Here is a 20,184-nt window from a genome sequence, read left to right on the forward strand (position 1 = left end):
AGATCTTTAAGTATAGCAATGTCGATGAAAACAATAGCAATCATTCCTGCCCGGATAGGCTCTCAACGCCTGCCCCGTAAGCCTTTGAGACTGCTCGGAGAGCTGCCCATAGTGGTACATGTTTACAATCGTGCAAGTCGGTATGTGGATCTTGCCGTTGTCGCAACAGATTCGCAAGAGATTGTGGATGCCGTGGAGGCACACGGCGGAAAAGCCATCATGACCTCTCCGGACCATCAAAGCGGAACGGATCGTTGCCTTGAGGCGTACAGGAAGAGCGGATTTGTGGCGGATGTCATCATCAATGTGCAGGGGGATGAGCCTTTTGTTTCAAAAGAACACTTGGATCTGCTTCGCGGTGCATTTGAAGATGCTCGGACGGATATAGCGACTCTCTGCATAGATTTGGCTAAAGAGGGGAATGTCTCGGAGCTGGCAAAGAATCCGAATGTGGTGAAAGTGGTTAGGGATCTCTCCGATAATGCACTCTATTTCTCTCGCCTGCCTATTCCGTACTCCCGAAAAGATGAGGGAGGCATACCGGTAGATCTTTCCGGGGTTTACTACAAGCATCTTGGTATGTACGCTTACCGACCGGAAGCATTGGAAAAAGTCTGCGCACTTCCGCGCTCTCCATACGAGTGTATAGAGATGCTGGAGCAGCTCCGTTGGTTACAAAACGGATTTCGGATAGTATGCAGAGAGACAAACATCCCGACTATCGGAATAGATACAGAGGAGGATCTTGAAACAGCATGGAGGGTGTTGGCGGAAAATATAGGATAGATGCCCGAACAGTAGATGAGGTTCTGGACAGAGCAGAGATAGTAGACGTGGTGAGCGACTTCGTATCTCTGCATCGTCGTGGACAGAATTATATAGGTCTCTGTCCTTTTCATCAAGATCGCAATCCTTCTTTCTACGTTTCTCCTTCCAAGAATATATGCAAGTGTTTCAGCTGTGGAGAGGGCGGTTCTCCTCTCAATTTCATCATGAAACACGAGCAACTCTCGTGGGTCGATGCCATTCGGTACCTTGCCAAAAAGTATGGAATAGAGATTGTGGAGCGCGAACTCTCGGCGGAGGAGCTTGAAGTCCGAAACGAGAGAGAGGCTCTTTTCATGGCAAACAGCTTTGCCCGCGATCTTTTTGTCCGCGAACTGTTTGAAGTGCAAGAGGGTCGCACCATCGGTCTATCCTACTTCAGAGAACGAGGCTTCCATGAAGAGGTCTTGAAAGAGTTTCAGATAGGCTTTTCTCCCGATAAGCAAGGGTATCTCCACTCAGAGGCTATGAAAAAAGGTCTCAAGGAGGAATCTCTTATCAAGGCAGGACTTATAACGAAAGGAGAAGACGGGCGCATCTGGGAACGTTTCCAAGGTCGGATCATATTCCCGATACATACTCTCTCCGGAGGTGTCGTTGGTTTTGGAGGCCGCATCCTCAAACCTTCTCAAAAAGCAGCGAAGTACGTCAACTCTCCCGAAACGGATATTTATAGTAAAGGAGACGAGCTATACGGACTTTTTCAGGCAAAACAGGAGATCGGAAAGCAGGACAAATGCTTCGTCGTGGAGGGTTACATGGATGTTTTGGCACTTCATCAGGCAGGAATAAAGCATGTGGTGGCATCTTCCGGTACGGCTTTGACAGAGTCTCAAGTGCGTAAAATCAAGAGGTTTACTCACAATATAACGCTCTTTTTTGACGGTGATGCTCCGGGACTTAAAGCGGCTCTTCGTGGTATTGATGTGGGATTGGAGCAGGGATTGAACGTTAAGATCCTCACGCTTCCTCCCGAACACGACCCCGATACATTTGTCAAAGAGAAAACACCGGAGGAGTTTTACGCCTATGTCGATGCCAATGAACAGGACTTTGTGAGCTTTAAGAGCGATGTGCTGATGCGAAACAAGGGACAGGACGTACAGGCTCGCGTGCAGATGACGAGCAGTATTCTATCCTCTATCGCACTCATTCCGGATGAGCTGACAAGGGAGTTTTACATCAAAGAAGCCGTTGCTCATACCGGAATATCGGAAGAAGTGGCATTCTCATCCATCAGCGAGAAGAGGAGCGAGAGGCAGAAACATTCCGAGCAATCTCTTTCACGGATAGAACAAGAGGCAGAGACTCTCTCGACGGAAGGGCAGACAGAGCGACTTGTGCAGACTCCGGCAAAGGATCACAACCTCAAACCGGGTGAGTTTGCCTTGCTCCATGCTCTGCTCAAAGATATTTTTACCATCCTTGACCCCATAAAGTTTGAGACCGAGTCGGGCGAACTTTACTCTCCGGCAGTATTCGAGCTGGTGGAGGGAGAGCTGTCCGAACTGGAAGACACCGGCTTCTTCTCCGAAGCATTCACGCGTTTCTATCGCCTTCTCTACAAAGAGATGATCCCGAATATGGATAAGGAGCAGATTTACAAGCAGCTTCTCTCTCATCCGGAAGATGGTATCCGTCTGTTGGGTACTCGTATCATCACGGACGAAAGACCTTTGAGTGCCATTCATGGAGGAGAGAAAGATAAGACGGAAGAGGCTCACAAGCTGGTAACAGCTGTCTATAAGCTTATTCTGAACCTGAAGTTCAACTACGTCAGAGAGAAGATAGACCACCTTATGGAGAGCTTGAAGGAGCCAGATGAGGAGAATATCGAACGGCGTACAGAGATTCTGAAAGAGATACAACGCTGGACAGCCATTAGGAACAATATGGCAAACCGGTTGGGAGAGCGTGTTCTCATCCCGAACAATATCATACTGAAATAATAATCCACACACATACGAACCAGATGATTTTTATAGAAACAAAAGAGATTGTAAAAGACTTTTCCGCTCATCGTGCATTGGATCATGTCAGCATAGAGGTGCAGCAAGGAAGAGTTTATGGTTTACTCGGTCCCAATGGAGCGGGTAAGACCACTCTTATACGCATACTTAACCGCATTGGTATATCCGATAGCGGAGAAGTGTTGTTTAAGGGAAGAAAAATGGTACAGGAGGATACGCAAAACATCGGATACCTTCCTGAAGAGAGAGGACTCTTCCGCAAGATGAAAGTAGGGGAGCAGGCCATCTATCTGGCAAGACTTAAAGGACTTTCCAGACAGGATGCTGTGAAGAAGCTGACAGAATGGTTTGAAAAGTTTGACATCATGCCTTGGTGGAATCGCAAGGTAGAAGAGCTCTCCAAAGGGATGCAGCAGAAGGTGCAATTCGTTGCCACTGTCCTTCATGAGCCCGAACTGCTCATCTTTGACGAGCCTTTCAGCGGTTTCGACCCCGTCAATGCCAAGCTCCTAAAAGATGAAATCCTCGGTTTCAAAGATAAAGGACACACCATTATATTCTCCACACACAATATGCAGAGCGTGGAAGAGGTGTGCGATGATATGGGACTGATCAATAAGTCTCGCCTTGTACTTCAAGGTTCAGTAAGCGAAATCAAGCAGCGTTTCAAGGGATCTAAATATGGTATCAGCTACTACGCCAACAACGGATTTGAGATACCGTCATCTCTTAAGGAGCGTTACGGTGTCAGTATGCATCATAACGAGAGAGCCGGATTTTGGGAAGTGGAGGTGCTGAACCCGAATCAGGCGAGCGTGAACGAGATTATCGCGGACTTTGTTCCACTTGGCGAGCTTGTGAAGTTTGAAGAGATCATTCCGTCCATACAGGACATATTCATAGACACTGTAACCAAAACAGAACCAGTAGCAGTAGAAGCATGAAAAAGTTAGGAGTAATAATATCTCGTGAGTATCGTGAGAAGGTACTCAAGAAGTCGTTCATTATTTTTACGATTCTCACCCCGATCTTCTTTATCGCCATCAGCTTTATCCCGGCGATATTGATGAACACCAAGAGTACAACGGACGAAGAGAAAGTGGTTCTTGTTGCAGACCAGCCCGGAAAGTACTTCTCCCACCTTAAGAACAAGGACGGTTTTCGTTTCATAACCACTTCCAAGAGCTTAGATGAGGAGCGAGCCGAAGGAACAGAGATGTATGCCTATGTGCTCATCTCGGAGGACTTGTTGGAGAATCCCAGAGGGATAAAAATCTTTACGGAAAAGCAGATTACATCGGAGCTTTCGGATCTTGTTTACGATCAGATCATGCCGGTGCTTCAAGAGGAGAAGATCGCTTCTTTCGATATTCCGAACCTGAAAAACATTATTGATGATACCAAGGTGCGTCTGGATATACAAACCGCAAAGATCGTTGCATCCGGAGAGGACAGTGTTTCTTCTTCCGCCGGTTTGGCATCTGCTTTGGGTATGATAACCAATTTCGTGATGTACTTCTTCATCTTCATGTACGGGATGATGGTATTTGCCTCCGTTCGGGAAGAGAAGAAGAATCGTGTCGTGGAGGTGATCATCTCCTCCGTGCAGCCTTTTGAGCTTCTTATGGGCAAGATTATCGCTGCGCTTCTCATAGGTTTCACTCAGCTCTTTATTTGGGCTGTGGTGTTTGTCGGGGGAGTCTTCCTGCTTCAGCTCTTCATGTTCGACACCTTCACTACATCCGTTGCGGAGATGAAGCAGATCTCTGCCGCACAGGAAAGTGTCATGATGGAGGGCTTCATCGAAGAGATTCTTGTGCCGTTGCAGAGCATCAACTTCTCGCTCATCTTCGTGTCATTCATCCTCTACTTCCTTGGAGGTTATCTGATCTATGCCTCTCTTTATGCCGCAGTGGGCTCGGCGATAGACAACGATGAAGACGGACAACAACTGATGATGCCCGTAACGATCATTTCTTTGTTGGCATTTTACTTCGGCTTCTATGCTGCAAATAATCCGGATGCTCCGCTTACTATTTTTGCTTCCATGTTCCCGCTCTCTTCTCCGGTGGTGATGATGGTTCGTTTGCCTTTCGAGCCTCCGATGTGGCAGTTGGTACTATCCATTGTAATACTTATTGCTTCGGCTCTCGGTTCTATCTGGTTTGCTTCCAGAATATATCGTATCGGTATATTGATGTATGGCAAGAAACCGTCCTACAAGACCTTGATGCAGTGGTTGCGCTATAAGTAGTGGGCGAAAAAGTCAAGATGAAACAGAGAGGAGCTTTGTTTGAATACAGATAAGACTTAGCCGATCTCTTTCGCAGACGAATCTGCAAGCCGGAAACGCTTTAGGACTTCCGGTTTGCAGATCTTTGTTTTTCACCTTAGAGAGTAAATATTCGTTTGCAAGTTTGACATACGAAAAAGGAGTCACGATAGCACTCTCTTCTTCGTTTTTCGTATTTTTGTGCCTATGATTGAGAACGTTTACGGATGGCAGGAGCGTACCGAACTCTTGATGGGTACCGAAGCCATGCAGAAGCTTAGAGAGGCTCACGTGCTGGTGGTGGGCGCAGGCGGTGTGGGAGGATACGCATTGGAGATGTTGGCTCGTGTCGGAGTGGGACACCTCACTATCGTGGATGCCGATGAGGTTCAGGAGAGCAACCGCAACAGACAGATCATTGCCGCCTGCTCGACTGTTGGAAAGGCTAAAGTGGATTTATGGGAAGAGCGCATCAGAGATATTGCCCCGGAGTGTGTTGTTAGGACTCACCGGCTATTCCTGAAAGATGAATTCACCGAAGAGTTGCTGGACGCAGAACCCTACGCTTTCGTCATAGATGCAATAGATACATTGAGCCCAAAGGTCTTTCTGATCGCCTCGCTTCAACGCCGTTCTATGCCGTTCATATCCGCCATGGGCGCCGGCTCGAAGTTCGATCCCACAAAGCTTAGAGTGGGCGACATGAAGAAAGTAGGTGGATGTCCTCTCTCAAGAGTCGTCCGGAAAAGATTAAGAAAGCTCGGCGTCTCGGTCTCTTTCCCCGTTGTCTACTCTGAAGAGCTGCCTGATAAGGAGACGCTTGAAGTAACAGACGGAGAAAACAATAAGAAATCGGTGAACGGAACCGTGGCTTATCTGCCCGCCGTAGCCGGATGTTACGCGGCTTATTATGCCGTAAGTGTGATAACCCAAAAAGAAGAAAACGAATGAGCAAAGCTGTAATATCCGCCCAAGGAATAGAGAAGAGCTTCGGTCCGCTACATATACTGAAAGGTCTCTCGATAGAGGTGTACGAACGAGAGATAGTAGCCGTCGTGGGAGCAAGCGGCACCGGGAAGACAACCCTGCTGCAGATATTGGGGACGCTGGACAGTCCGGACGGAGGATCTGTCCGGATCAACGGCACGGACGTAGTAACGCTTAAAGGAGACGAGCAGGCAAGATTTCGCAACAAACACATTGGCTTCGTGTTTCAGTTTCATCAGATCCTGCCGGAGCTTACCGCTCTCGAAAATGTCGCAATACCCGCTCTCATCGCAGGGGTGTCCAAGAAAGAAGCCTACGCCAAAGCGGAAGAGCTGCTCCGTTATCTCAATATGGGAGAGAGACTCCATCATAAACCTGCCGCACTAAGTGGAGGAGAGAAGCAACGAGTGGCTGTTGGGCGTGCTCTCATCAATAACCCCACGGTGATCCTTGCGGATGAGCCGTCGGGAGCATTGGATAAGGCACACAAAGAAGAGTTGCACAGTCTGTTCCTTAAACTTAGAGAGGAAAAAGGTCTCACCTTCGTGATCGTAACTCACGACGATGCGCTGACCAAGATCGCCGATCGTACCATTAGACTTGCGGACGGAATCTGCCAATAAAAGCCACTTCTTATGAGTAAGAAAAGACCTGCTTGGTTTTATCTCAAACGTTCGGATGTAATCGCCATCATCGTTCTTCTCCTTTTTGTCGCTCTCTTTGCCGGCTATCTGCTCTATTCCGATCCGTCCGAAACATCCCACGGAGCTATCGTGGCACAAGAAAGTCCGGAGATTTTGAACGATACCGTCCCGAATATTCCTGCCACTTTCGGAGAAACAAGAGATACAGTCTCTCGCACGAAGCACTATCCCGGACCTCCGAAACGTGAACAGCTCCCGGAGAAGATGAAAAAAGGAGAGAAGATAGACCTCAACAGTGCCGACTCTGCCCTACTCGTCCGTGTGCCCGGCATCGGTTCCTCTTTTGCCAAAAGGATTGTGAAGTATCGGGAGCTGCTTTGGGGCTATTATTATTGTACGGAACAGCTTCAGGAGGTCTATGGAATGGATAGAGAGCGATACAGCCGGATAAAGCCCTACTTCTATGTAAAAGAGCTTCCGATGCCTGTCAGGATCTCATCTTTTGAAGGTGGAGAGCTGCGCAGACATCCTTATATCTCATTCCGTCAGGCGTCTGCTCTCAAGCGTATTCTCACCAAAGGAGATCTCCCCACGTGGAAAGGATTGTACGAGACCTCGCTCTTCTCTGTGGATGATAGCCTTAGATTGTCGCCTTATATCATATTAGAGTAAGGGCGTCTCGTATATTATGACTAAATTTGCAATGTCTAAAATTATAATGAAGTAACTATATGTTGGCATACATAACATGGGAAGCAGATCCTATCATCCTTACTCTGGGAAGAGTTCGGTTAAGTTGGTATGGTCTGTTGTTCGCTGTCGGACTTTTGGTTTTCGGGTACTACATCCTCGATAAGATGTGGAAAAGAGAGCAGTTACCTGAGAAATGGTTTACCCATCTTGTTATTTATACCGTTCTCGGAACATTTATCGGTGCACGGTTGGGACACGTTCTCTTCTACAATCCATCCTACTATCTGGCAAATCCGATAGAGATTCTCAAGACATGGGAAGGAGGTTTGGCAAGTCACGGAGGCGTGCTCGGTATCATCATTGCCATCTATTTTTATAGTAAGAAAGTGAGTCATAAGAGTATGCTCTGGGTGTTCGACCGTCTTGCCGTACCGAGCGGATTGGTTGCGGCAATGATACGTACCGGAAACCTTATGAACCATGAGATATACGGCAGACCTACGGATCTTCCTTGGGGATTTCGCTTTATCACCAATCTTTACGGTGGTGAGATCCACGGTGGAGAGCCTGTATTCTCTCTTCCGTCTCACCCTACGCAGATCTATGAAGCTCTTGCTTATCTTATCATATTCGCGATATGTATGTATCTCTATTGGAAACGCGACGCGTATAAAAAGACCGGTCTCATCTTCGGAGTGTTTATGACCCTTCTTTTTACTGCTCGTTTCTTTATAGAGTTCTTGAAGAATCCTCAGGAAGATTTCGAGGTAGATATGCTCCTGAATATGGGGCAGCTACTCAGTATTCCTTTTATCATAGTGGGGATTGCTTCCATAGTGTACAGCCAAAAGGCAAAACAGAATAATATTTAACACTAAAAACTACGATATAAAAATGTATTACATTCCAAAGGTAAACGACTCTACCTACTATCTTGGCGTAAACGACAGAACGAAACATCTTTTTGAAAACCTGTGGCCTCTGCCTGCCGGTGTGGCGTACAATTCCTATCTGATCAAAGACGAAAAGAATGTACTCATAGACACCGTCGATATTTGCTATGCAGACAGATTCCTTAACAATCTTGAGAGAATACTTGGTGATGAACCGCTTCACTATCTGATCGTGGATCACATGGAGCCGGATCACTCAGGCTCTATCCGTGTCCTTAAGCACAAGTATCCCGATATTCAGTTTGTGGTGAATAAGAAAAGTGCCGATATGCTTAAGGGCTACTTTGACATCACGGACAATGTCGTGATCGTGGACGAAAGCACTAAGCTCAACATCGGATCCCGCGAACTCCAATTTATCTTTGCTCCCATGGTGCACTGGCCCGAAGTGATGTTCACTTACGATGCTAAGGAAAAGGTGCTCTTCTCTGCCGATGCGTTCGGATCTTTCGGTACGTTGGATGGTGGTATTTTCGATGAAGAGGTAGATCGTACAGCGTTCTACAACGAAGTGTATCGCTACTATTCCAACATCGTGGGCAAGTATGGCTCGTTTACACAAAAAGCGATAGCCAAGTGTGCCGGTCTTGAAATCGGAACCATTTGTGCCACTCACGGACCTGTTTGGAGAAAGTATGCCGGAGAGATCATTGCTCTTTACGACAAGCTCAGCAAGGATGAGTGGGAAGTGGGAGCCACCATTATCTACGGTTCCATGTACGGACACACCGAAGAGGTGGCGGAAGTGATCGGACGTTCATTGGCTCATCACGGCGTGAAGAATGTGGTACTCTGCAACGCATCCACGATGCACCCCTCTTATGTCCTCTCCAATGTCTTCCGTTATAAGGCTGTGGTACTTGGTTGCCCAACGTACAACAACGGACTTTATCCTGTGGTAGAGACAGCGATGAACATGATCGAGAGCCGTGGTGTCAAGGGTAAGCTTTTTGCCTGCTTTGGTTCTTACACATGGAATGGTGCTGCCGTGAAGAATCTCAAACCCTTTGCCGAAACCATGAAATGGGAGACACTCGAAGAGAACAGCGTGGAGATCCAGATGGAGATGAAGGATGCAGACATCGCCGCAGCATGGGATCTCGGAAAGCGTCTGGCAGAACAGCTGTTGAAAGACTAAGATACAGAAGTATATTCCATACAACACAAAAGATTTATGAGACTTATTATCCAACCCGACTATGATCGGATGTCGCTATGGGCAGCAGAATACGTTGCAAAACGTATTGCCGATGCTGCTCCTACCGCAGACCGACCATTTGTATTGGGACTGCCTACCGGCTCTACGCCGATGGGATTGTACAAGAACCTTATCCGCCTTCACAAGGAGGGTAAGGTCTCTTTCCGCAACGTTGTAACGTTCAACATGGACGAGTACATCGGGCTGCCACAAGACCACGAACAGAGCTACCACACCTTTATGTGGACCAACTTCTTCTCCCATATAGACATCCCGAAAGAGAATGTCAATATCCTCAACGGCAATGCCCCCGATATACAAGCCGAATGTGAGGCATACGAGGCAAAGATGAAGCAGGTTGGCGGAGTAGATATATTCCTTGGCGGTATAGGTCCGGACGGACACATTGCATTCAACGAGCCGGGATCTTCGCTTGCCTCACGCACAAGAGTGAAGACGCTGACATCGGATACGATAGCAGCAAACTCCCGTTTCTTCGGCGGTGATATCTCCAAAGTGCCTACCACAGCGGTAACAGTGGGTGTGGGCACCGTGATGGATGCCAAAGAGGTTATCATTCTGGTCAATGGCTTAGGCAAGGCACGTGCGCTCTACCATGCGGTGGAGGGAAGCATCAATCAGATGTGGACCATCTCCGCACTGCAGATGCACCCGAAAGGCATCATTGTCTGCGATGAAGATGCTACGGCAGAGCTGAAAGTGGGAACCTATAAGTATTTCAAAGACATCGAGCGTGCAAACCTCTAAGAGGCTTTGAAGAGAGTTCGGTAATGAGATAAAGGAGGCTTGAGTAACATCGGTTCAGCGAGAAAAGATTAAGAGCATACCTTTATCCATAAAGCAAAAAAAATCACTACTAAAAGGGTTGTAACACCTGTTAGTAGTGATTTTTTTTGTTTTCAGACGGTAAACAGTCCCGTTTGAAAGTGTGCTTTCGCACTTACCTGTATGATTATAATATCAATTGGTTCTACTTCTCTTTTTGAGAGACCGGGTTCAAAGTCAATACCCTAAGTACCTCGGCATCCTTATTGATGTTTTCCAGATGTAGCTTGTTTTTTGTCCACTCTTTCTTTACAAATACAAACTCCTGCCATTTTTTGAGCCAAGGTTCTTTGTCAATATCGACATAAGTAACAATGCTCAAGGCATCATTTTGGAATCTATACGTTCCCTTTCTTTCCCAAGTAAGCCCTTTTTTGTAGGTAATATAAACAACACCTTCCTCTACATTGCCACCGGACTTTCCCTCATTTTCATTTTTTATCGTTGCCTTAGGGTTGAGCTTGGTCAAGTCTCCCGACATAAAAACAAGGGTAACATCTCCGGAACCATCTTCGTGTGTGGCTGTGCCTTGCCATACATGATTTCTTAGAAGAGGTTGTCCGCAATCGGGCATTTGGTTATTTATATCACACGAAACAAAAAGGAGCGGCAAGATAGCCGAAACAACCAAAGAAAAAAGTTTAATAAGTTTTGTTGCATTCATAGCTGTTGGCTTTTTAGAATTTAGTATTGAAAAATAAAAGTTTACAGGCGTAAATATAATAATTATTCTTAGAACAAACTCGCCCCGATCCATAAATCTTGCTCCGGACTTTTTGGCTGTGAACGTAGTGCTGTTGCGAAACAGAAGGGGGTTCAATGGAGTGTGTCGAGGTAAGAGTTTCAGGCTTACTCCCTTGTAATCAGATAGAATCGATATGCAAGCGGTAGCGGTACGGATGCCCTGCTTTTTGCCGGTAGAGCAAAATATGAACCTGTTTACAAGAGAGATTTAATGTGTTTATTTTTATCCCCGAACAGATTAAAAACTACAAATCGAGCTTTGTTCCCTGCAAATCAAGGCTTGGTTTGTAAGATTCAAGATTTGATTTCTACCATTCGAGCCTTGAAGTCTCATTCTGTTCACTTTCAAAGCAGTTTTTAATGCCTTATAAAAGAGATTTTGAAAGTGAATATAGAAAGATCTTTGCGCCATGCCTCACGCTTCGGTATCTGTTTTTTTGTAACTTTAGGCGCGTTAAACCTTGATGAACAGAGTATTTCTCTCTCGTCTTTGTAAGAATGATACAGGAATAAGATATGAAAAAATACATTGGGTTACTGCTCTTCTTTGCCCTTTCGATGAGCATGGCGAGTCAGGAGAAAGAGGTTCTGATCATGGGAACGATGCACTCCGTGCCTGCCATTGTAAAGAACAGCTACAAACCTCTGCTACGCTATGCCATGAAGTATAAGCCGGAAGCGGTTTATGTGGAGTTTATCTGCCCGAACGATACCGTTAGTCTGCAATTTTTTACACCCCGATTTCTCCACATATCGGACTCTCTCAGAGCCGTAAAGAGCATGGACGAGAACCGATTTGAAGAGCTTCGCTCTCTGCCATTGGCAGAGCTGACGGAAGAGGATTTCGGATTCCTTTCCGAAGCATATCTTATTAAGAGAGACCGGGCAAACCATCTCTACTACAACTATCTGCGAAAGTATGGCGTGAAAGGAGCGGATAAAGCGTTTGGAAATGAGAATGAGGATCTCTCCTTCAAGCTCGCAACTGCAATGAATATCAGGGAACTCTACTGTATGGACGACCAGCAGACCACCGATAAGTACTACAAGGCATGGTCTCAAGCCCGTAAGGCAGGGGAGAAGAATGGAGACAACAGAGAGGGGGATCGGTTGATAAAGAGAGACTACAACCGCTCTATCCTTCCGGCTCTATTGGGTCGTCTCGGCAAGTATACCAATAGTCCGGCTTCTCTGTATCGGAAACATCTTGTCAATTCGTTCCGATACGTGAAGTCTTCCACCCCGTACAGCGAAGAGGCTGCAAAGTATTGGGACGAAAGGAACAGCCGTATGGCAAAAAATATTGCTTCTCAAGTAAGAGACAATTCTCACCTGAGAAGCATTGTGATAGTAGGTGCAGGGCACGTTGTGGGGCTGAAAGAGGCTCTCGAAAAATGCTATCCGGAGCTGAAAGTGAGGTTGATGTACCACTAACCTTTCCGCTCCTCTCTATCTGCCCATCCTATTTTTTAGTCAGATTCCACCTGAACGAGAGCAAAACTTCACTCGGTCGGAGGAAGAAGGTAGAGGAGTGGGCGTTCAGACCATTCCGGCTCTCCACGCGGTATATATCGTTCTGTCCCAAGTTCCGAACACTTAGTACCACCGTAGCCCAAGGGAATACATACTGAGATTCTCCATCAAAGAACCATATCCCTCTGCGTTTGCCGCCTTCGATGTCCGAGTTTTTGCTGTCGTACATATTGGCACTCGCTTTCAGTGTCCACAGTGAGGTCGGGCGGGCATACATGGAGAACGAGTGGTACATATTGGTCTGTTTAGCCTCCTTTCTGTCGCTATCCTTCAGTCCGAAAAGGGATAGAGAGTAGTTCCCACTGTATTTGAAGCTCAGTTTTCTCGAAGCCAGCCACTCTATTGTAGGGGATGCCATGACTCCTTGAGTGCGGTGATCGAACACTTTTTCCTGCTGTACGATCTTGCCTTTGGCTATGGAGTGGTTCACCTCTAAGTTGGTCGTGAGACCGATGGAGCGGAAAGACTTTTGCACGGAGAGCGATTGATAGAACGACTCACTATGGGTCTCCCTCCAGTCCGGTCTGGATATGATGTAAATGCCATCGAGGTAAGAGGATGAGCTGCGAGGGGATAGTGCGTTCGTGTATCGCAGATTGTAGGATGCGGAGAAGAAGTTGAGCACATCTTTATAAGCGGAGTAGAGCCATGCCGAAGAGGCTCTTGTCTTCCACCAGGCGGCTTCGCCCGTTCCTATTCTGCCTATCCCTCGGAAGATGTATGGCGTATAAAGAAAGAGAGGATAAGAGCCGTCGCCCTCGTTGTAGCTGCATCCCAGAGTGGAGTAGAAGCTTGAAGATGGCTCGTATCTCAAGTAAAGAGACGGGGTGAAGCGAATATCGTTTTGAGAGATTAGGATAGGCTTCTCTTTCGATCCCTTTTCATTCGAGGAGGCAAGCATCCATGTTACGGCAGGAGTAAGGGCGAGACGGATGTACTTATAGTTCCAAATCAAGGAGGGATTAAGGGTTGTCTTGGCTTCCTGATAGGTAATACTGCCCGAAGTGGGGTGAGTACCGGCAAACTTCAGACCCGTCAATGAGCTGGAGAGTTCCTCTCTGTTGAGATCCACATTCACGCCCAGATCAAGCTCCCATCCCTTTCCGGTGTAGTAGTAAGAGAGAGAAGCCGCATTGCCGAAGCTCTTGCTCTCGATCTTTTGAAGTATGTCCGTGGCTCCGTCAGAGAGTCCCTTGGGAGCATGAAGCGCAAGAGAGTTGGGGCGATAAGTACCAAAAAGATTATCCGAAAACCTTATCCGTCCCTTTCCGAACTTTTTGCTCCACTCTATATCATTGGATAGCGTACCGGATGGAGACTTTGTAAACTCCTCGTAAGGGTGTTTGTTGGCTATCTTTTCTCCTTGCAGCTCTTTGTGCAGAAGCGAAAACTCGGTCTTCACTCTAGTATATCTCGACTGTCCGTTGAACGTATAGCTGCTCTCCAAAGAGAGTTGATGGTGTTTGTGAGACAGTATCTGCTCCTCCTCTATCTTGGTCTGTTCGGTGGGAGAAGTCCTGAAAAGAGTGGTGTATAACGCACGTCTGTCTGCCTTGTCAAAGCCATAGTTCACGTTCATACGCCATTGGGCATCTTCCGAAAACTTTCTTATATGATTGGCAGAACCGCTTGCGGATTGGTTTATTCTGCCTTTGGCTCTCACGATATGATCGCCAAGATCGGCACTTGAAGAGAAAAAGTCGCTGCCTTTACTCTGTCCACGGCTTATGATGCTCCATGGTGAACCATCGTAACCAAAGCGATTCATTTCCGAAAGGATCTCTTTCCCCTCATTATTGCCCTTGGCTATCAGCATCGTTTGAAAGGTCTTTCCGAATGTGGAAGCCGATCCCTCCACGAGGTATTGCGGCTTGGCATCTCTGTTGATACCTGTTCCGGTCTCCAACGAATAGATCCAGTTCAACTTCGCTTTCTCGGTCAGACGGATGTTTAGAGCCGTTTCTTCACTTCTGGAAATATCTTTATCCATCTTTATTGCCTCGTGATTTTCCAGTAACTCAACGGATGCAACATCTTCCGTGGTGAGGTTTCTTGTTACCTGCGAATATCGTCCTCCCATCAGATCCATACCTTCGACGTACAGCTTGCTCAGGTCTTTGCCCTGGTATCTTATCTTTCCCGAAGTGTCTACACTCATTCCCGGTATCCGCTTTAAGACATCTTCGAGAGAGCGATCGCCTAATGCTTTGAGCTGATTGACCGAATAGCTCGTCGTGTCTCCACGTTGGCGCACGGGAGTGGAGTGTACAACAACCTCTTTCAACTTCTCTGTCCGAGGCTCCATAAAGAAACTCTGACCGTTCAGAACGGCTCCGAGATCCGTTTTGGTCAGCTTCTTATAAGAGAGGTGATTGAATAAGAGGATCACTTTAACCTTACCGATCTCTTGCTTGGTCGTTATTTTGAAGAATCCTTTTTCATCTGTAAATGTCCCGCCGAGTATCTTTCCGTTATCACCGGAAACGACAGACACCGAGACATGATGCACTCCCTTGTTGTTGTCTTTCTCTTTAACCCATCCGGAGATTGTGTTTTGGGCATGAAGCAGAGCGGTAGAGCCCACAAAGAAGAGGGCAAAAAGAGAGAGAATACGCAGGTTTATCTTAGACGTTATCATCTTTCAAGCGGTATATAGTTCATCTTTTCCCAAGTGGGTGTAAGCATTGGTTCTCCATTGGAAATGATCTTAACATCCGGCGAAGTCTGCATCAAGAAGCCGAAAGGATCTGCTATAAAGTTTCCGTAAAGCTCTTCTACCTTCTGCTTCGATGCCTTTTTGCTGCTGATATGAGGCATAAGAGAGCGTCTCGCTTTAGCGTAACTCTTCTCCTCTGTCTGCTCTTCAAAGCCGAGAAAAGAGAATTCAAAAATACCTTCCATATCTTTCGCTTCAAGTATCAGACCCGGCAATCCCCACAGCTTCCAAGGTCCGGCGGAAGATGGGATCTCTTGCGTGTACCACACTTGCCACTCTCGTCCCATGTACGAAGCACGGGCAAGAGTGCAGCTGTATGCTCCAATCCGTTTGGTGCTATCCGCTAAGATGCGCCATTCGGGGGCGGTAACCTTTTCGGTGTAGGAGTACTCCTCTTCGAGTATCCGGTATGAGACCTCACGCTGTTGCTTATCGAACGAGGAGCGTATATATATCGGCTCTCCCTCCTCTTCGATATTCGGATCTTCCCACATCGCCTCTTTTACGCCACTTCCGGTACTGATTTTGGATAAAATGGTAGAGTCCATGAAAGCCAATACCTTGCTGTAATAGTGGCTCTCATCGGGCATAATCTCCAAAATCATCTCCTCCGGATCCGGCTTTTTATCCTTTGAGATTTCGTACTGTTTATGCAACAGATAGTGAACTTTATAGCCATAGGTCTGCCCATAAACAGATAAAGTCGCCACGAAGAGCAGGGCAGAAAGGAGTGTTGCCTTTCTCATTTTCATCACTTTTCCAGATAAACAAAATCTCTGAGCAGATCTTCCTGAGACAGTTTATTGCCATTCTGATCCGTAACGGTAACCTTTGCTCCCGGATATATGGAGCGAAAGTAGCCGACCGGATCGGATATAAAGAAAGCGAAAGCCTCCAATACCTGTTTCTTTTTCCCCATGTGCTTATTTTCCCAAGCATCCTTATACTTCGAGAAGTTCGAGAAGTCGCCGTACAGCTTTTCCGGAGTAGTGGCAGAGAAAGAGGATAGGGTGAATGAGAAGAGACCTTCACTATCTTTAGCCTCGACGATGAGTCCGGGCAGACCCCACAGTTTCCATGGTCCCGCAGGAGACGGAATATCGGGCGTGTACCACGCTATCCACTCTCTTCCGAGATATTGAGCCTTAGCCATGATGCAGTTGTAACCGCTCTTTACCGCAGTGCTATCCTGCATTACCTCCCAGGCAGGGCGGGTCAGCTCCTCCGTGTAGTGGAATAAATCGACAGTGACAGCATGAATAGTCTCTCTGCTGTTGCTCGAAAAATCATTCTTGACACCGATATTCAGACCGGGTCTTACACTCGATCTTTGCCTTGCCAGAACAGCCTTGGAGCGGTCTTTGTCCTTGTCAAAAGAGGCTTGATATATGGAATCTCCCACCTCGAACCAGCGGTCAAAGAAGAAGCTCTTATCCGATGAAATCTCCAAAACAGCCTCTGTATATGAAGATTTATTCTTTGCTTTCTTAGGCGTATACGAGCCTTGTACCTTGTAGACAGCTCTATAAACCTCATTGTTTTCCGCCATGGCACTTCCTGCCGTACAGAACAGCAGAGCAGCCAGCAAGGCTAAAGTAAGATTCTGTTTCGCTTTCATATCGTTATCTTTCCAAATAAAAAAACTCGTTCCGTAGCTCTTCTCCGGTGATCTCTCTGCCATCTTTATCCTCTATGCGCTTTATTCTTCCCGGCATTGTGGTATGCAGATACCCGACCGGATCGGATATAAAGAACGAAAGAGTTTCCACCACCTGTTTCTTCTTTCTTGTCTGTCGCTTCTTCCAGGCATCTTTATACTTCGAGAAGTCGCCGTACAGCCTTTCAGGAGTAGTGGCAGAGAACGAGGCGAGAGTAAATGAGAAAAGTCCCTCACTATCTTTAGCTTCGACGATAAGCCCGGGCAGACCCCACAGTTTCCATGGTCCAGTGGGAGAGGGAATATCGGATGTGTACCACGCTATCCACTCTCTTCCGAGATATTGAGCCTTAGCCATGACACAGTTGTAACCGCTCTTTACTGCCGTGCTATCCTGTATCACCTCCCAGGCAGGGCGGTTCAGCTCCTCTTCGTAACAGTACAAATCCACTCCGATGACATGGTATGTCTCTCTGTTGTTATCTGCAAAGAAGCTCTTCACACCTATTTTCAGACCGGGAGCCACACCCGTTCTCCGTTTTGCCTGAGCGGCTCTAAGCATATCTCCGTCCAAGTCCAACGATGCTTGGTAAACGGAGTCGCCGACCTGAAACCAGCGGTCGAAGAAGAAACTTCTATCCGGATAGATCTCCAGAACAGCCTCTGTATATGAACCCTTATCTACGGCTTCTTGAGGCGTGTACGAGCCTCTTACCTGATAGATGGCTCTATAAACTTCACTGCTTTGTGCGGTGGCACTTTCCGCTGTTCCGAGTAGCAGAGAGAGCAACAGGCATACAGGAAAAATGATTTGTCTCATAAGTGTATGGTGTATTCGTGGTTGTTTGCTTTGCAAGGTAAGTAAAATATTTCTATAAAAAGTCGGGTGTTTTCTCTTTTGCACTTTTTTAATGCTTCTTGAATAGATTTGTATTGAAACTCTCACCTTTCAGCTGTTGATGCCGTTCTGTACGGAGGAAACTTTCTCCCTGTCGAACAACTCTTTTTAACCCGTATAGAAGTTTTGTTTATCATGTTCAGAAGTTCGGATAAACAGGAATAATTGTGTAAACCAAGTCCGGATTTCTGCAAATCAAGGCTTGATTTGTTGCAGTCAAGTTTCAATTTTTGGAAGTCAAGCCCTGATTTACGGTAGTGAAAGTATTCGGAGTGCGTTTTGAACCCGTTAAAAGAGACTTGTAAATAGGTTTGTGTAGATTTTTGAACTCTACTGCTCTATAAACTTTACCGAAAGGGGATAAAAGTAAAGAGCTGATTTCATTACGAAAATCAGCTCTTTATCTTTTTTATTGGTCGGGTATGACATAGTCCGATAAAGTTTAATCTTTTTGTTATGCTTGTTAAAAAACTTTATATTTGCGTCGGATGACTTAATATAGAAGCGGATGTTGCAGCCCTTAATGGTGTTTTGCTGTCATTCATTTGCTATTGAATCTATAATATTTGCATTATGAGAAAACTCACAAAAATTTAATTATGAAGAATAGAGATTTTATCATTACAACAACAAACAATATAGAAGGTTATGCTGTTAAGCGTTATGTAGAAACCATCTGCGTAAATATGGTTCTCGGAACCAATTTCTTTTCTGATTTCTCAGCTTCAATAACAGATATATTTGGAGGGTATTCATATTCCTATCAAAAGAAAATGGACCTTATATATAAGGATGCAACCAATAAGCTAAAAGAGAAAGCAAAAAGAAAGGGAGCAAACTGTATTTTAGGTTTCAAGGTCGATTTTGATGAGATTTCCGGAAAGGGGAAATCTATGATAATGCTATCTGCTTCCGGGACAGCTTGTATCATAGAAGAAAAAGAAGATAATAAATTCAAAGTTTTGAGTGAATACTCAATAGATGGGGCTGAGTTGGAAAGGGAAATGCTAAGGCAATCCATCGTTTCCGGTATAAATGATGGAGAGGAGATAAAAGAAGAGTGGAGGACATTCCTTCTTGAAAACCCACAAGAAGAAATAATAGACAATCTATTGGACAGATTTATCCAAAACTCTGGAAGGACAACAGAAGAAATAAGCTTTATCACGCAATATTTGGGAGCGATACCCAAAGAGATGGTTACGAGAAGAGCATACGAAAAGAGAAAAGAGAACAAAGCAGTCATGGGTGATCTCATAGTTGCTTGCAATCTATTTGACTCGGAGAGAATACTCTTGGCAATAAAAGAAGACCTTACAAACTCTACTTATCTTTTAAGGACTCAATCCGATTCATACGATATTGAAGACCTCAAAAGGATGGAAGAGATGGAGCATATAATAGATAATCTCCCGGATGTTGGTAGTTTTATCTCTACTAAAGGGCTTTTCAGCAAAGGGGAGAAGAGGCAATACATTTGCCCTAATGGACACAAGAATGATGAGAGCAATGAGTTTTGTGAAGACTTGAATTGTGGACTAAACATTAAGGGTCTGTTTTCTTATCAAGTAGATTCAATAAACGAGTTCAAGAAAAAGTTATCAAGCCTTAGGACACTATTTAACAAAGCTTGAAACAGAATAAATGACAAATAGTAGTATTTAAGTCAGCGCCATTGTTGAGACAAAACTATGAATTATGTTGTAAACTAAAGACTTCAAAAATGTTCCCTAAAAACATTTCTCTCCAACAAAATAGGAATAAGTGATATAAAGGAGTGCTGCTTTTGTTCATCTCGATAGACTTTGAAAACAGCTTCGGTACGACTCTAAGGGTAATGCGGAACTTATATTCTATGGATTTGTTCTAAAATCGGTTGCTATCGTAGAAGAACGATTTTCAAACAGGGTAGAAGCGAGGCGAGAAGCCAAACATCTTTTTCCTGAATCGGCTATCTTGAAAAGAGAAACGGTCTTCTCCATTCCAAAGAGTATGGAATGGGGAAGACCGTAATCCGTTTTGATGCAGAGGGAGAGAGGTTATCCGTTGCTCTCTATCTCTTCCACTATTTTGTCTATCTCCTCTTGCAGACTTTTCAGCTCGCCTTTGCACTCCTTTATCATCGAGGCTGTGGCTCTGCTTAGCTTCAAGATCTCTTCTATCGGAAGTTCGTTCCGCTCGATGAGGGAGAGGTTCTCTTCTATCTCTTTCAGCGTTTGGGTATAGTTGAATTTCTTTTTAGCCATAT

The 20,184-nt window shown here is 45.8% G+C and carries 18 protein-coding genes; 12 read left to right on the top strand and 6 right to left on the bottom strand.

The genetic code is table 11. The features are described 5' to 3' along the window. Positions 1–24: 24 nt before the first annotated feature. The 10 genes from kdsB (at position 25) to nagB (ending at position 10,310) form a co-directional block, all read left to right on the top strand. Complete coding sequence (gene kdsB / locus HQ29_RS07320) at positions 25–786, top strand: 3-deoxy-manno-octulosonate cytidylyltransferase (protein WP_036864898.1); 762 nt, start codon at positions 25–27, stop codon at positions 784–786. Then, on the top strand, positions 756–2,774 hold the full coding sequence (gene dnaG, locus HQ29_RS07325; protein ID WP_036868766.1) for a DNA primase: 2,019 nt from the start codon (positions 756–758) through the stop codon (positions 2,772–2,774). Before kdsB ends, dnaG begins: the two co-directional genes overlap by 31 nt. Before the next feature lie 23 nt (positions 2,775–2,797). Further along, the gene (locus tag HQ29_RS07330) at positions 2,798–3,739 is read left to right on the top strand and encodes an ABC transporter ATP-binding protein (protein WP_036790032.1); all 942 of its coding nucleotides are present in this window, start codon (positions 2,798–2,800) and stop codon (positions 3,737–3,739) included. Next, positions 3,736–5,049, top strand: a complete 1,314-nt coding sequence (locus tag HQ29_RS07335) for an ABC transporter permease (RefSeq protein WP_036868768.1) — start codon at positions 3,736–3,738, stop codon at positions 5,047–5,049. The genes HQ29_RS07330 and HQ29_RS07335 overlap by 4 nt, the downstream gene beginning before the upstream one ends. A gap of 225 nt (positions 5,050–5,274) precedes the next feature. After that, positions 5,275–6,018 (top strand): tRNA threonylcarbamoyladenosine dehydratase, encoded by a 744-nt coding sequence (locus HQ29_RS07340; RefSeq protein ID WP_036844824.1) that lies wholly within the window; start codon positions 5,275–5,277, stop codon positions 6,016–6,018. Next, positions 6,015–6,677, top strand: a complete 663-nt coding sequence (locus HQ29_RS07345) for an ABC transporter ATP-binding protein (RefSeq protein WP_036864889.1) — start codon at positions 6,015–6,017, stop codon at positions 6,675–6,677. The genes HQ29_RS07340 and HQ29_RS07345 overlap by 4 nt, the downstream gene beginning before the upstream one ends. A 12-nt stretch (positions 6,678–6,689) precedes the next feature. Further along, positions 6,690–7,370 carry a ComEA family DNA-binding protein gene (locus HQ29_RS07350; protein WP_052089956.1) on the top strand — a complete coding sequence of 227 codons (681 nt, stop codon included), beginning with the start codon at positions 6,690–6,692 and terminating at the stop codon, positions 7,368–7,370. Positions 7,371–7,429: 59 nt separating this feature from the next. Beyond that, entirely contained in the window at positions 7,430–8,263 is an 834-nt protein-coding gene (gene lgt, locus HQ29_RS07355; protein ID WP_036864886.1) for a prolipoprotein diacylglyceryl transferase, read from the top strand. A 22-nt stretch (positions 8,264–8,285) separates the two neighbouring features. Continuing rightward, positions 8,286–9,482 (top strand): FprA family A-type flavoprotein, encoded by a 1,197-nt coding sequence (locus HQ29_RS07360; RefSeq protein ID WP_036790048.1) that lies wholly within the window; start codon positions 8,286–8,288, stop codon positions 9,480–9,482. 36 nt (positions 9,483–9,518) lie between these two features. Then, positions 9,519–10,310 (top strand): glucosamine-6-phosphate deaminase, encoded by a 792-nt coding sequence (gene nagB / locus HQ29_RS07365; RefSeq protein WP_036844832.1) that lies wholly within the window; start codon positions 9,519–9,521, stop codon positions 10,308–10,310. A gap of 223 nt (positions 10,311–10,533) precedes the next feature. On the opposite strand, the gene HQ29_RS07370 is transcribed toward nagB, so the two are convergent. Continuing rightward, positions 10,534–11,052, bottom strand: coding sequence for a hypothetical protein (locus HQ29_RS07370; RefSeq protein ID WP_036844835.1), 519 nt, complete (start codon positions 11,050–11,052; stop codon positions 10,534–10,536). 596 nt (positions 11,053–11,648) lie between these two features. On the opposite strand from HQ29_RS07370, the gene HQ29_RS07375 reads away from it, so the two are divergent. Next, entirely contained in the window at positions 11,649–12,566 is a 918-nt protein-coding gene (locus HQ29_RS07375; protein WP_036868784.1) for a DUF5694 domain-containing protein, read from the top strand. A gap of 28 nt (positions 12,567–12,594) precedes the next feature. Here HQ29_RS07375 and HQ29_RS07380 read toward each other — a convergent pair whose 3' ends face one another. From HQ29_RS07380 to HQ29_RS07395, 4 genes are read right to left on the bottom strand one after another with little or no spacing between them, the layout of a single operon-like run. Further along, on the bottom strand, positions 12,595–15,303 hold the full coding sequence (locus HQ29_RS07380) for a hypothetical protein (RefSeq protein WP_036868787.1): 2,709 nt from the start codon (positions 15,301–15,303) through the stop codon (positions 12,595–12,597). Then, a complete protein-coding gene (locus HQ29_RS09960; protein ID WP_052089964.1) occupies positions 15,300–16,133 on the bottom strand; it encodes a GLPGLI family protein in 834 nt (277 codons plus the stop codon). Before HQ29_RS09960 ends, HQ29_RS07380 begins: the two co-directional genes overlap by 4 nt. Next, on the bottom strand, positions 16,133–16,999 hold the full coding sequence (locus tag HQ29_RS07390) for a GLPGLI family protein (RefSeq protein WP_161781568.1): 867 nt from the start codon (positions 16,997–16,999) through the stop codon (positions 16,133–16,135). The genes HQ29_RS09960 and HQ29_RS07390 overlap by 1 nt, the downstream gene beginning before the upstream one ends. 4 nt (positions 17,000–17,003) lie before the next feature. Then, on the bottom strand, positions 17,004–17,858 hold the full coding sequence (locus HQ29_RS07395) for a GLPGLI family protein (protein ID WP_036868801.1): 855 nt from the start codon (positions 17,856–17,858) through the stop codon (positions 17,004–17,006). A 677-nt stretch (positions 17,859–18,535) separates the two neighbouring features. Here HQ29_RS07395 and HQ29_RS07400 point away from each other — a divergent pair. Then, a complete protein-coding gene (locus HQ29_RS07400; protein WP_036790067.1) occupies positions 18,536–19,570 on the top strand; it encodes a YbjQ family protein in 1,035 nt (344 codons plus the stop codon). Between the two features lie 405 nt (positions 19,571–19,975). On the opposite strand, the gene HQ29_RS07405 is transcribed toward HQ29_RS07400, so the two are convergent. Continuing rightward, positions 19,976–20,182, bottom strand: a complete 207-nt coding sequence (locus HQ29_RS07405) for an exodeoxyribonuclease VII small subunit (RefSeq protein ID WP_036790070.1) — start codon at positions 20,180–20,182, stop codon at positions 19,976–19,978. Positions 20,183–20,184: the final 2 nt, after the last annotated feature.

The sequence above is a fragment of the Porphyromonas canoris genome, assembly GCF_000765975.1.
Lineage (GTDB): Bacteria > Bacteroidota > Bacteroidia > Bacteroidales > Porphyromonadaceae > Porphyromonas_A > Porphyromonas_A canoris.

What these genes read in the sequence shown, in the direction of transcription:
- kdsB (WP_036864898.1), top strand. Translation starts at nt 25, where the DNA reads ATGAAAACAATAGCAATCATTCCTGCCCGGATAGGCTCTCAACGCCTG.
- dnaG (WP_036868766.1), top strand. Translation starts at nt 756, where the DNA reads ATGGAGGGTGTTGGCGGAAAATATAGGATAGATGCCCGAACAGTAGAT.
- HQ29_RS07330 (WP_036790032.1), top strand. Translation starts at nt 2,798, where the DNA reads ATGATTTTTATAGAAACAAAAGAGATTGTAAAAGACTTTTCCGCTCAT.
- HQ29_RS07335 (WP_036868768.1), top strand. Translation starts at nt 3,736, where the DNA reads ATGAAAAAGTTAGGAGTAATAATATCTCGTGAGTATCGTGAGAAGGTA.
- HQ29_RS07340 (WP_036844824.1), top strand. Translation starts at nt 5,275, where the DNA reads ATGATTGAGAACGTTTACGGATGGCAGGAGCGTACCGAACTCTTGATG.
- HQ29_RS07345 (WP_036864889.1), top strand. Translation starts at nt 6,015, where the DNA reads ATGAGCAAAGCTGTAATATCCGCCCAAGGAATAGAGAAGAGCTTCGGT.
- HQ29_RS07350 (WP_052089956.1), top strand. Translation starts at nt 6,690, where the DNA reads ATGAGTAAGAAAAGACCTGCTTGGTTTTATCTCAAACGTTCGGATGTA.
- lgt (WP_036864886.1), top strand. Translation starts at nt 7,430, where the DNA reads ATGTTGGCATACATAACATGGGAAGCAGATCCTATCATCCTTACTCTG.
- HQ29_RS07360 (WP_036790048.1), top strand. Translation starts at nt 8,286, where the DNA reads ATGTATTACATTCCAAAGGTAAACGACTCTACCTACTATCTTGGCGTA.
- nagB (WP_036844832.1), top strand. Translation starts at nt 9,519, where the DNA reads ATGAGACTTATTATCCAACCCGACTATGATCGGATGTCGCTATGGGCA.
- HQ29_RS07370 (WP_036844835.1), bottom strand. Translation starts at nt 11,052, where the DNA reads ATGAATGCAACAAAACTTATTAAACTTTTTTCTTTGGTTGTTTCGGCT.
- HQ29_RS07375 (WP_036868784.1), top strand. Translation starts at nt 11,649, where the DNA reads ATGAAAAAATACATTGGGTTACTGCTCTTCTTTGCCCTTTCGATGAGC.
- HQ29_RS07380 (WP_036868787.1), bottom strand. Translation starts at nt 15,303, where the DNA reads ATGATAACGTCTAAGATAAACCTGCGTATTCTCTCTCTTTTTGCCCTC.
- HQ29_RS09960 (WP_052089964.1), bottom strand. Translation starts at nt 16,133, where the DNA reads ATGAAAATGAGAAAGGCAACACTCCTTTCTGCCCTGCTCTTCGTGGCG.
- HQ29_RS07390 (WP_161781568.1), bottom strand. Translation starts at nt 16,999, where the DNA reads ATGAAAGCGAAACAGAATCTTACTTTAGCCTTGCTGGCTGCTCTGCTG.
- HQ29_RS07395 (WP_036868801.1), bottom strand. Translation starts at nt 17,858, where the DNA reads ATGAGACAAATCATTTTTCCTGTATGCCTGTTGCTCTCTCTGCTACTC.
- HQ29_RS07400 (WP_036790067.1), top strand. Translation starts at nt 18,536, where the DNA reads ATGAAGAATAGAGATTTTATCATTACAACAACAAACAATATAGAAGGT.
- HQ29_RS07405 (WP_036790070.1), bottom strand. Translation starts at nt 20,182, where the DNA reads ATGGCTAAAAAGAAATTCAACTATACCCAAACGCTGAAAGAGATAGAA.